This is a genomic window from uncultured Roseovarius sp. (assembly GCF_913057115.1).
Taxonomy (GTDB): domain Bacteria; phylum Pseudomonadota; class Alphaproteobacteria; order Rhodobacterales; family Rhodobacteraceae; genus Roseovarius.
Map to the genome: position 1 here is coordinate 61,508 of NZ_CAJXNN010000017.1, position 8,821 is coordinate 70,328.

Genomic DNA, 8,821 nt, shown 5'->3' on the forward strand with positions numbered 1-8,821 from the left:
GCTTTCGATCACCGAAACGGGCGCAGGGCTTGCCTGATGCGCCCTTTCTTCGTGTTCTGACGGTTCTTCTGCGGAAGGTGCCGCAAGAGGCGTCTGGACACGCCAAGCTCCATGACCGGACTCAACAAATCCCGCATCAGGCTTGGCTGATGTGCGTATAGGCTTTCCTCTTCGGAGGGTCCCAGCTTCAATCGGTTCTCCAGCAAGGTGCCAAGGATACGCTCATCCAGTATCCACCGGCCACGCCGCCCCTCCTCGCGATCCGTCTGCTGAAACTCGAGCCAGCGCGCGACACGCTTTCGCGCCGCGATGTCCTGATTGGGGTAGGCAAGATAAAAGCCACTGTTCACCCGTAGACAGATATTGTCCAGAACCCGTGCCGCCCCACGAAATTCCGACGGCACATCCATCTTGCGCATGTAATTGAAGCGCTCCGGCTCGCCGTTGAAGAAAACTTCCAGTGCGACGCCAAGGTCAATGCCCTTTTGCGCCATGACCCAACCAAGAACGGCTTCGGGATGCATGGACCAATCGTATTGACGGGCCAGACGAGGCAACTCCTCGCGCGCCATCTTGCGCGCCTGCGCAAGATGCTCCTTGTCCGTGCCAGTGCTCCAATCGAACGCGCCGAAAGAATGCATTCCGTTTCTCCGAAACCGCAGCTAAGTTCGCCCCCATGGTGAACACCCCTGAAGATGACCTGCGAAAACGATCAGAGTTGGGAGCAATTGTGTCCCTCTTGCGGCCATTTCTCCGGTTGGGTCATCTGGTAATGGTTTTCGGGCTGCTCGCCGCCGGTCCGGGCGCAGCACAAGGCGTTCATGTCGCCCGATATGACAGCTTGCAACGCGAACTTGATGCACGCATTACGTTTGACAGCCTGCCAAAACGCGCCGAACCGGGGCTCAACTTCAATGCCCCCATGCGCATGGGCCGCGCCCAGCTTGGACAGCATTTCGAAGGCCAGATCCCGGAGTTTGCCGATGGCTTTGACCGGATTTCCGGCGCGCCCACCGAGCCTTTGACCCTCCGCCCCGGTCAATCCGGCCAAAACCTGTCGGTCGCAATGCATCGCGGCTTCGAAAGCAACGCACTCTTTCCGCTTGGGCGGGCCGGATTTCCGGCGCTGGATGCCCGCGGGGAAGGCGCGCTCGCCATTCTTTTCGACCAAGGGCAAAGGGCCATCGCGCTGCGCATCCATTCTGATTACCCTGCCCCGCTCGGGGGCGCACCGAAGCCGGGTCATGTCACCTTGAAGCTCTTTACCCGGCAAGGTCACCTTGTTGCCCGCCACAAGGCCCAGCTTTCCACCGGCATTACCGAGATCGGTCTGCGCCGCACGGGCGGCCTTCCCGATATCGCCGGCGTCATCATCACCAATGACGATCCGGGCGGGATTGCCATTGACGATATCCTCTATCAAACTGCCCCGGCGGCGTTCTGATAAGAAAGGGCCAAAACATGCCGAAAGGTTATCGGGTGGGTCACATGGATATCGACGATCCCCAGCAAGACGACTCCCATAAAGCCCCCAATTCCGCGCCAGTCGGTGAATGCGGCGCAGGCCTCCCGGCGTGCGTTGGCCACTTTCAAAGCCACAAGGGTTAAGCCATGTTCCAAGGCATTCTGAACGCCCTCAAGGCACCCAAGCCCGAACCGCTTCCAGAACCCGATGCCAAACTGGCCCTCGGGGCGTTGTTGGTTCGCGTGGCGCTGTCCGATCATCGTTACCGGGTCGAGGAGATAGGCCGCATAGACCGCCTTCTTGGCCGTTTGAACGGCCTGAACCCCGTCGAGGCGGCGAAAATGCGCGCCACCTGCGAAAAACTCGACAAACAGGCTCCCGACACCGAGGACTTCGCCCATCTCATCCGCGAAGCCGTCAGTTTCGAGGCCCGGATAGACGCTCTCGAAGCGATGTGGGAAGTCGTGCTTGCCGATGGCGTGCGCCGCGATGAAGAGGTTGCCGTGATCGCCGCCGCGCAAGAGGCGCTTGGACTTTCCCAAACCGACAGTGACGCCGCCCGTGCGCGCGCCGAGTCGGAAATGAAACACGGCTGAAACTGGCCTGAGGCTCCATAAGGTTTACATCACTCCCATGTTTGCAGATTTCATCAAATCCCTCCTCCAGGAGAACCCCGAACCCCTGACCGATACCGATGCGCGTATCCCGCTCACCGCTCTGCTTGTGCGCATCGCCCGGTCAGACAATGACTATGCCGCCTCTGAAATGATCCGCATCGAAGAGATCGCGCAAACCCGCTTCGGCCTCAGCAAGACCGAGGCCGCGCGCCTGCGCGCCGACGCCGAGCAATTCGAATCCGAGGCCCCCGATACCGTCCGTTTCACACGCGCCATCAAGGATGCCGTGCCCTACGAGGCCCGCATCGGTGTGATCGAAGCCCTGTGGCAGGTCGCTCTCGCCGATGGCGAGCGTGATCAGCACGAAGATGCCCTGATCCGCCTTGCCGCCAACCTTCTTGGGGTAAACGATCGCGACAGCGCGCTGGCCCGTCAACGCGTCGACACCCAAAGCTGATATCTGCCTCCAAAACGGGCTGACCCTGCGTCAGATTGGCCAAATTTTCCCCTGGACGTCCGTTTTGCAAGTTGCATCGCGCCATTTTTTCGGCCCTATTGTCGGGTCAGATAAATCAAACACTCACGGATGCTGCCTTGGCCGACACCACGCCCGTTATCGAAATCCGCAACTTGCACAAGGCCTATGGCGCGCTCGAAGTCATCAAGGGCGTCGATATCACCGCCCACAAGGGCGATGTGGTCTCGCTGATCGGTTCGTCGGGGTCGGGCAAGTCCACGATCCTGCGCTGCGCCAATCTTTTGGAAGACAGCCAACAGGGCGATATCCTGTTCAAGGGCGAGCCGGTGAAATGGAAGGGCCAAGGCCTGAACCGCCACCCCTCCGATCCGCAGCAAGTCCTGCGTATCCGCACGAATTTGTCCATGGTCTTTCAACAGTTCAACCTGTGGGCTCATATGACAATTCTGGAAAACGTGATGGAGGCCCCTGTCACCGTGCTTGGACGAGACCGCGCCGAGGTGGAACAGGCCGCGCGGGGCTATTTGGACAAAGTGGGTATCGGCGACAAGGCCGATGTCTACCCTGCGCAAATGTCCGGCGGCCAGCAACAGCGCGCCGCGATTGCCCGCGCGCTTTGCATGGAGCCTGAGGCGCTTTTGTTCGATGAACCCACCTCCGCGCTCGACCCCGAGCTTGAGCAGGAGGTGGTCCGCGTCATCAAGGATCTGGCGGGCGAGGGCCGCACCATGATGATCGTCACCCACGACATGAAGATGGCGGCGGATGTCTCCGATCACGCCGTCTTCCTGCACCAAGGGCTGATCGAGGAACAGGGCGCACCAGACGCCCTCTTCGGCGCCCCCAAATCCGAGCGGCTCAAGCAGTTCCTAAGCTCGACAATGGCCGCCTGATAAACCAACCAAAGGGAGAAACTTGATGAAAAAACTGATCCTCTCCACCGCGGCACTGGCTTTCACCGCCAGCTTCGCCATGGCCCAGGACGTGGTGCGCATGGGCACCGAGGGCGCCTACCCTCCGTGGAACTTCCTCAATGACGCGGGCGAAGTAGACGGCTTCGAGCGTGAGCTTGGCGATGAGCTGTGCAAGCGTGCCGAACTCAACTGCGAATGGGTCACCAACGAGTGGGATTCGATCATTCCCAACCTCGTCTCGGGCAACTACGATGTGATCATCGCCGGTATGTCCATCACCGACGAGCGCGACGAAGTGATTGATTTCACGCAGAACTACACGCCGCCCGACCCTTCAGCCTATGTCGCCATGTCCGATGGCGTTGACGTGGAGACCGGCGTGATCGCGGCGCAAACCGGAACCCTGCAAGCGGGCTACATCGCGGATTCCGACGCCACTCTGGTCGAGTTCGCAACGCCCGAAGAAACGCTGGCCGCCGTCCGCAACGGCGAGGCCGATGCGGTTCTGGCTGACAAGTCGTTTCTCGCGCCGATCGTCGATGAAGATGCCGATCTCGTCTTCACTGGTCCTGACGTCCCGCTCGGCGGTGGCGTGGGCATGGGCCTGCGCGAGTCCGACAATGAGCTGCGCGACAAGTTTGACGCCGCCATTCAGTCTATGAAAGACGACGGCTCGCTCAACGAAATGATCACCAAGTGGGAAGTCTCGTCCACGTTCTGATCTGAAAGCACTGACGGAGGCCGCGGGCGGCCTCCGTCTTCCTTTGCGGGCTGACCTGAATGTTCTCCTACTGCGCCGACCCTGAAACGCTCTCGGGCCTGACATGGCTCTCATGCTACCTCACCACGGGGAAGCACATGGCGTTCTACGTCTCGTTCGGCGTCGTGCTTCTTTTGCTCGCAATCACCGCACCCACGGCGCTGGCCTTCGGCTTTGGCGGGGCGGCGGCGGCGCGCTCACGGTTCTTGCCACTTCAACTCTTCGGCAAAGGTTATATCGCCATCGTGCGCGGCGTCCCCGATATCGCCTTTTTCCTGTTTTTCGTTATTGCCCTCGACCAAGGCTTCGAATGGCTGCGCCATCAGGTGCTTTGCCCCGATTGGGATGAACCCATCCGCCAAGGCAATGATTTTGTCGTCTGCCAAGCAGCCAAATTGCCCTTGGGCAATGCCCCCCAATGGATTCACGAGGTCTATGGCTTCTTTCTTGCCGTGCTGACCTTTGCCATCGTCTTTGGCGCTTTCGCGGCCAATGTCCTGTTCGGTGCCATGCGTGCCGTGCCACACGCTCAGCTTGAGACCGCCGAAGCCTACGGCATGACCCGCCGCCAGACCTTCTGGCGCATCCTTGTGCCGCAAATGTGGGTCTATGCTCTGCCCGGTCTGTCCAACCTCTGGATGGTATTGATCAAAGCCACCCCCTTGCTCTTCCTGCTCGGGGTCGAAGATATCGTCTATTGGGCGCGAGAACTGGGCGCCACCGCGAATCCACGCTTCACCCAATACCCGCACGGCGATTGGCGCATGTGGTACTTCCTCGCGCTTCTGGTCTTTTATCTCGGCTTCACCCGGGTCTCCGAGGTGCTGCTGGAACGCCTCATGCAGAAACTCACCCACGGCCAAGCCACCACCGGCGGCGAAGCGCAACGGAAGGCAACGGCATGAGCTGCTGGGAAACCATCGCGGACTACGGCTTGCGCAGCCTCGGCATCGGCGAACGCCTATTGCCGCGTGAAAATTTCACGCTCTGCCAACAATTCACGCTGATCGGCTCTGGGCTTCTGTGGAACATCTACTTCGGTGTTCTGGCGCTCCTGACCGGGTTTTTCCTCGCCACCGCCGTGGCCTTGGGCAAGTTTTCTAACATCTGGGCGGTCCGGAAAACCTCGGAATGGTTCATATTCGTCTTCCGCGGCTCGCCCCTCTTCATCCAGTTCTTCTTTGCCTATTTCGCCTTCCAGTCGCTGAAATCGGTCTACCCGTTCTTCGACCCCTTCACCGCCGCATGGCTGGGCGCGCTGATCGTGCTGTTCCTCAATACCGCCGCCTACTCGGGTGAGATCTTCTACGGCGCGCTGCGCTCCATTCCCAAAGGCGATGTGGAAGCCGCAGATGCCTACGGCTTCTCAGGCTGGGCGCGATTTCGTCGGATCATCTGGCCCACAATGCTGCGCCTTGCCTGGCCTGCCTATACCAACGAGGCGATCTTTCTCTTTCACGCCACGACGCTCGTGTTCTTCTCGGGTTTTCCGGCCTGGCAACAACGCGGCGACGCGCTCTATTACGCAAGCTACTTCGCCGACAAGACCTTCAACCCCTTCGTCCCCTACCCCATTCTGGCGGGATATTTCATCTTACTGACGCTTGTGGTGATCGGGGTTTTCGGGCTGATCAACAAACGCCTCAATCGCCACCTGCCGCAAGAGGCCAGGCGCGGGCTGAAACTACGCATGAACTTGATCCGCTAACGCCCAAGCCCGTTCGAACGGGCTTGAGACACGCGGTTTCTAAACCGCGTCACAAGGGCCTTCGAAGGCCCTTGCACCAAGCCGCTTCGAAGCGGCTTGGACCTTACTCCGCCGCCGTCGCCTCGGACTCTCCCGCCTCGATCTCAGCGGCACGTTTCTCGACTTGCTCCACGATGTGGTCGATCATCTCGTCGTTGGTCATCTTGTGGCTGGCCTTGCCCGCCAGATAAACCATCCCGCTGCCCGCTCCACCTCCGGTAAAGCCAACATCGGTCATCAGTGCCTCACCGGGGCCATTCACCACGCAGCCGATGATCGACAGGCTCATCGGGGTCTTGATGTGCTCCAACCGCTGCTCTAGAGCCTCAACCGTCTTGATCACGTCAAACCCTTGCCGCGCACAACTCGGGCAGGAGATGATGTTCACCCCCCGGTGCCGCAGGCCCAGAGATTTCAAGATCTCGTAGCCCACCTTGACCTCTTCCACCGGATCGGCCGAGAGGCTGACGCGCAGGGTGTCGCCAATCCCCATCCACAAAAGCTGCCCGAGCCCGATGGAGGATTTGATCGTCCCGCTCATCAAGCCCCCGGCCTCGGTGATGCCAAGGTGAATCGGCGCGTCACAGGCCTCGGCCAATTGCTGGTAAGCCGCGGCGGCCATGAAGACATCGCTGGCTTTCACGCTGATCTTGAACTCGTGGAAATCATTGTCTTGCAGAATGCGCATATGCTCCATGCCCGACTCGACCATGGCATCGGGGCACGGCTCGCCGTATTTTTCCAACAGGTGCTTTTCCAAGCTGCCGGCATTGACGCCGATGCGCATGGAACAGCCATGATCGCGCGCCGCCGAAATCACCTCGCGCACCCGTTTTTCATCGCCGATATTGCCCGGGTTGATCCGCAAACAGGCCGCCCCGGCCTCCGCCGCCTCAATCCCGCGTTTGTAATGGAAATGAATATCCGCCACGATGGGCACCGGGCTTTCGCGCACGATCTCTTTCAATGCCTTGGCCGAGGCCTCGTCTGGCACAGAAACCCGCACGATATCCGCGCCCACCTCTGCTGCCGCCTGAACCTGCGCCACGGTGGCCGCCACATCGGTCGTGTCGGTATTCGTCATGGTTTGCACCGAGATCGGCGCATCGCCCCCCACGGGCACATTGCCCACGTGAATCTGGCGGCTCTTGCGGCGATAGATATTGCGCCACGGACGAATAGGATTGAGCGACATAAGGCCCCCTTCAGGGTTTAGTGCGGGCTTTAAGGGGAAGATAGGGCGCATGGCCCTACGCTGCAATCACTCAGACGCAGGCGTCTCCTGAGGAATGTCATTGGTCTGCAACTCCGCGACATAACGCGACAGATCCTGATCCTGAGTCACATCCGCAATCTCGAACCCTTGGGTCAGTCCGGTCGCGTCCAAAGCCAGATCCGAGGTCACCGATCCACGCGGCCCCGCAGGCCCGTAATGTGCACCATTCACATTGAAGTAGATCGCACCGGATTCGCCAACCCGAAGGGTCGGTGGTTCCTCGGTCGCGGGGACATCCCAAGTGTCGCCCGCATTCATGATCCCTTCATAGATGACCGTGCCATCGGCCGCCCTTACGCGAACCCACGCCGGACGCACGGCCACCATGCGAACACCTGCCGGCGGCGTTTCCAGAACTTGCGGACTGGGTCGCTCCTGCGCCTCGCTCACCGCCACCTCGATCGGGTCACGATCAGCTTGCGGCAAGTCAGGCCGCAACAGGCCCACCTGCGACGGACTCAGCGTGGAAATAGGCGCATCCCGCGCCACCATAACCGGCACGTCCAGAGCTTCCGGACGATATAGGCGGTCCAAACGATCTTCAGCCTCAGGCGCGCCGAAACCACCGGCCACATCCGTGCCCATGCCATCAACCTCTGGATCATCGCTGCGGACCACATCCTGCAAAGGATCAAGATCCGACAAGACATCAGGCGTGTTTTCGACCGGGGCAACCTGCACGCGCTGCACTTCGGTCAAAACGCTCCAACCGCCGTAGCCAATGCCACCAATCAAGGCGAGAAGAACAAGCGCCGAGCCAATCGCTCCCGGTTCGATCCGTGCCAAGAAACTTTCAGAAGCCGGCACAAACGGTGTACTGGGCGACATCAAGGGGTCGACAGGCTTTTTCGATTGCGCCATCCGGCGTGTACTGGCCTCGGTTTTCCGTCGGCTTGATGCTTCCTCCGACATGCCATGAGCGGTGGTGAACCCGCTTTCCGCACAAAAAGCGGAAAAGGCTTTGTCGGGGTCCATATTCAAATACCGGGCATAAGACCGCACGTAACCCGGGATAAAACCGGGCGTATCAAAAGCAGCGGGGTCTGCGTTTTCAATCGCTGCGATGTAGCTTGCTCTTATGCGAAGTTCGCGCTCCACGTCGAGAAGGGATTTTCCAAGGGTTGCGCGCTCCCCGCGCATCATGTCGCCCAAGCGCAACTCGAAATCATCGAACCCGCGAGGTTCGATATCTTCATCATCCTGCTTGCGCGAAAAACGGCGCCCAATCATGCAACCTGCCCCTTAGCGATGCTGCCCACGCTCAAATGTCCCGATTCGAACGTTTTTACGTTTCTTTCGCTTAAATTAGCACATCGCAAGGGTATTTGCACCTTTGGGGTGCTCAACCGGTTAATTCGGCGCGATTCAGCGCACAATGGCTCCAAAGTTCATCCATCGCCCGAATAAGCACATCCATTTCGTCCGGCCCATGCACCGGTGACGGTGTAAAGCGCAAGCGCTCGGTGCCGCGCGGCACGGTCGGGAAATTGATCGGTTGCACGTAACAGCCATAACCATCCAAAAGCATGTCAGACAGCTTCTTGGTGTGAACCGGGTCGCCCAC

General features: G+C 59.9%; 11 protein-coding genes. 7 read left to right on the forward strand and 4 right to left on the reverse strand.

The window, feature by feature from the left end; all coding sequences use genetic code 11:
- Positions 1–8: 8 nt before the first annotated feature.
- Positions 9–641: a hypothetical protein gene (locus tag QZ498_RS09170; RefSeq protein ID WP_294621589.1), complete on the reverse strand. Its 633-nt coding sequence runs from the start codon at positions 639–641 to the stop codon at positions 9–11.
- A 131-nt stretch (positions 642–772) separates the two neighbouring features.
- On the opposite strand from QZ498_RS09170, the gene QZ498_RS09175 reads away from it, so the two are divergent.
- From QZ498_RS09175 to QZ498_RS09205, 7 genes are all read left to right on the forward strand, one after another.
- Positions 773–1,444, forward strand: coding sequence for a hypothetical protein (locus QZ498_RS09175; RefSeq protein ID WP_294621590.1), 672 nt, complete (start codon positions 773–775; stop codon positions 1,442–1,444).
- 167 nt (positions 1,445–1,611) lie between these two features.
- A complete protein-coding gene (locus QZ498_RS09180) occupies positions 1,612–2,061 on the forward strand; it encodes a TerB family tellurite resistance protein (RefSeq protein ID WP_294621591.1) in 450 nt (149 codons plus the stop codon).
- A 37-nt stretch (positions 2,062–2,098) separates the two neighbouring features.
- Positions 2,099–2,539 carry a TerB family tellurite resistance protein gene (locus tag QZ498_RS09185; RefSeq protein WP_294621592.1) on the forward strand — a complete coding sequence of 147 codons (441 nt, stop codon included), beginning with the start codon at positions 2,099–2,101 and terminating at the stop codon, positions 2,537–2,539.
- Between the two features lie 137 nt (positions 2,540–2,676).
- A complete protein-coding gene (locus QZ498_RS09190) occupies positions 2,677–3,453 on the forward strand; it encodes an ABC transporter ATP-binding protein (RefSeq protein WP_294621593.1) in 777 nt (258 codons plus the stop codon).
- Positions 3,454–3,478: 25 nt separating this feature from the next.
- Entirely contained in the window at positions 3,479–4,195 is a 717-nt protein-coding gene (locus tag QZ498_RS09195) for a transporter substrate-binding domain-containing protein (RefSeq protein ID WP_294621594.1), read from the forward strand.
- 59 nt (positions 4,196–4,254) lie between these two features.
- Positions 4,255–5,139, forward strand: a complete 885-nt coding sequence (locus QZ498_RS09200; RefSeq protein WP_294621596.1) for an ABC transporter permease — start codon at positions 4,255–4,257, stop codon at positions 5,137–5,139.
- Positions 5,136–5,942 (forward strand): ABC transporter permease subunit, encoded by an 807-nt coding sequence (locus QZ498_RS09205; protein ID WP_294621597.1) that lies wholly within the window; start codon positions 5,136–5,138, stop codon positions 5,940–5,942. The genes QZ498_RS09200 and QZ498_RS09205 overlap by 4 nt, the downstream gene beginning before the upstream one ends.
- A 103-nt stretch (positions 5,943–6,045) precedes the next feature.
- Here QZ498_RS09205 and ispG read toward each other — a convergent pair whose 3' ends face one another.
- From ispG to QZ498_RS09220, 3 genes are all read right to left on the reverse strand, one after another.
- Positions 6,046–7,176: a flavodoxin-dependent (E)-4-hydroxy-3-methylbut-2-enyl-diphosphate synthase gene (gene ispG, locus QZ498_RS09210; RefSeq protein ID WP_294621598.1), complete on the reverse strand. Its 1,131-nt coding sequence runs from the start codon at positions 7,174–7,176 to the stop codon at positions 6,046–6,048.
- Positions 7,177–7,242: 66 nt separating this feature from the next.
- Positions 7,243–8,487, reverse strand: coding sequence for a helix-turn-helix domain-containing protein (locus QZ498_RS09215; RefSeq protein WP_294621599.1), 1,245 nt, complete (start codon positions 8,485–8,487; stop codon positions 7,243–7,245).
- A gap of 112 nt (positions 8,488–8,599) precedes the next feature.
- On the reverse strand, positions 8,600–8,821 hold a 222-nt coding region (locus tag QZ498_RS09220), incomplete at its 5' end, for an aminotransferase class I/II-fold pyridoxal phosphate-dependent enzyme (protein ID WP_294621600.1).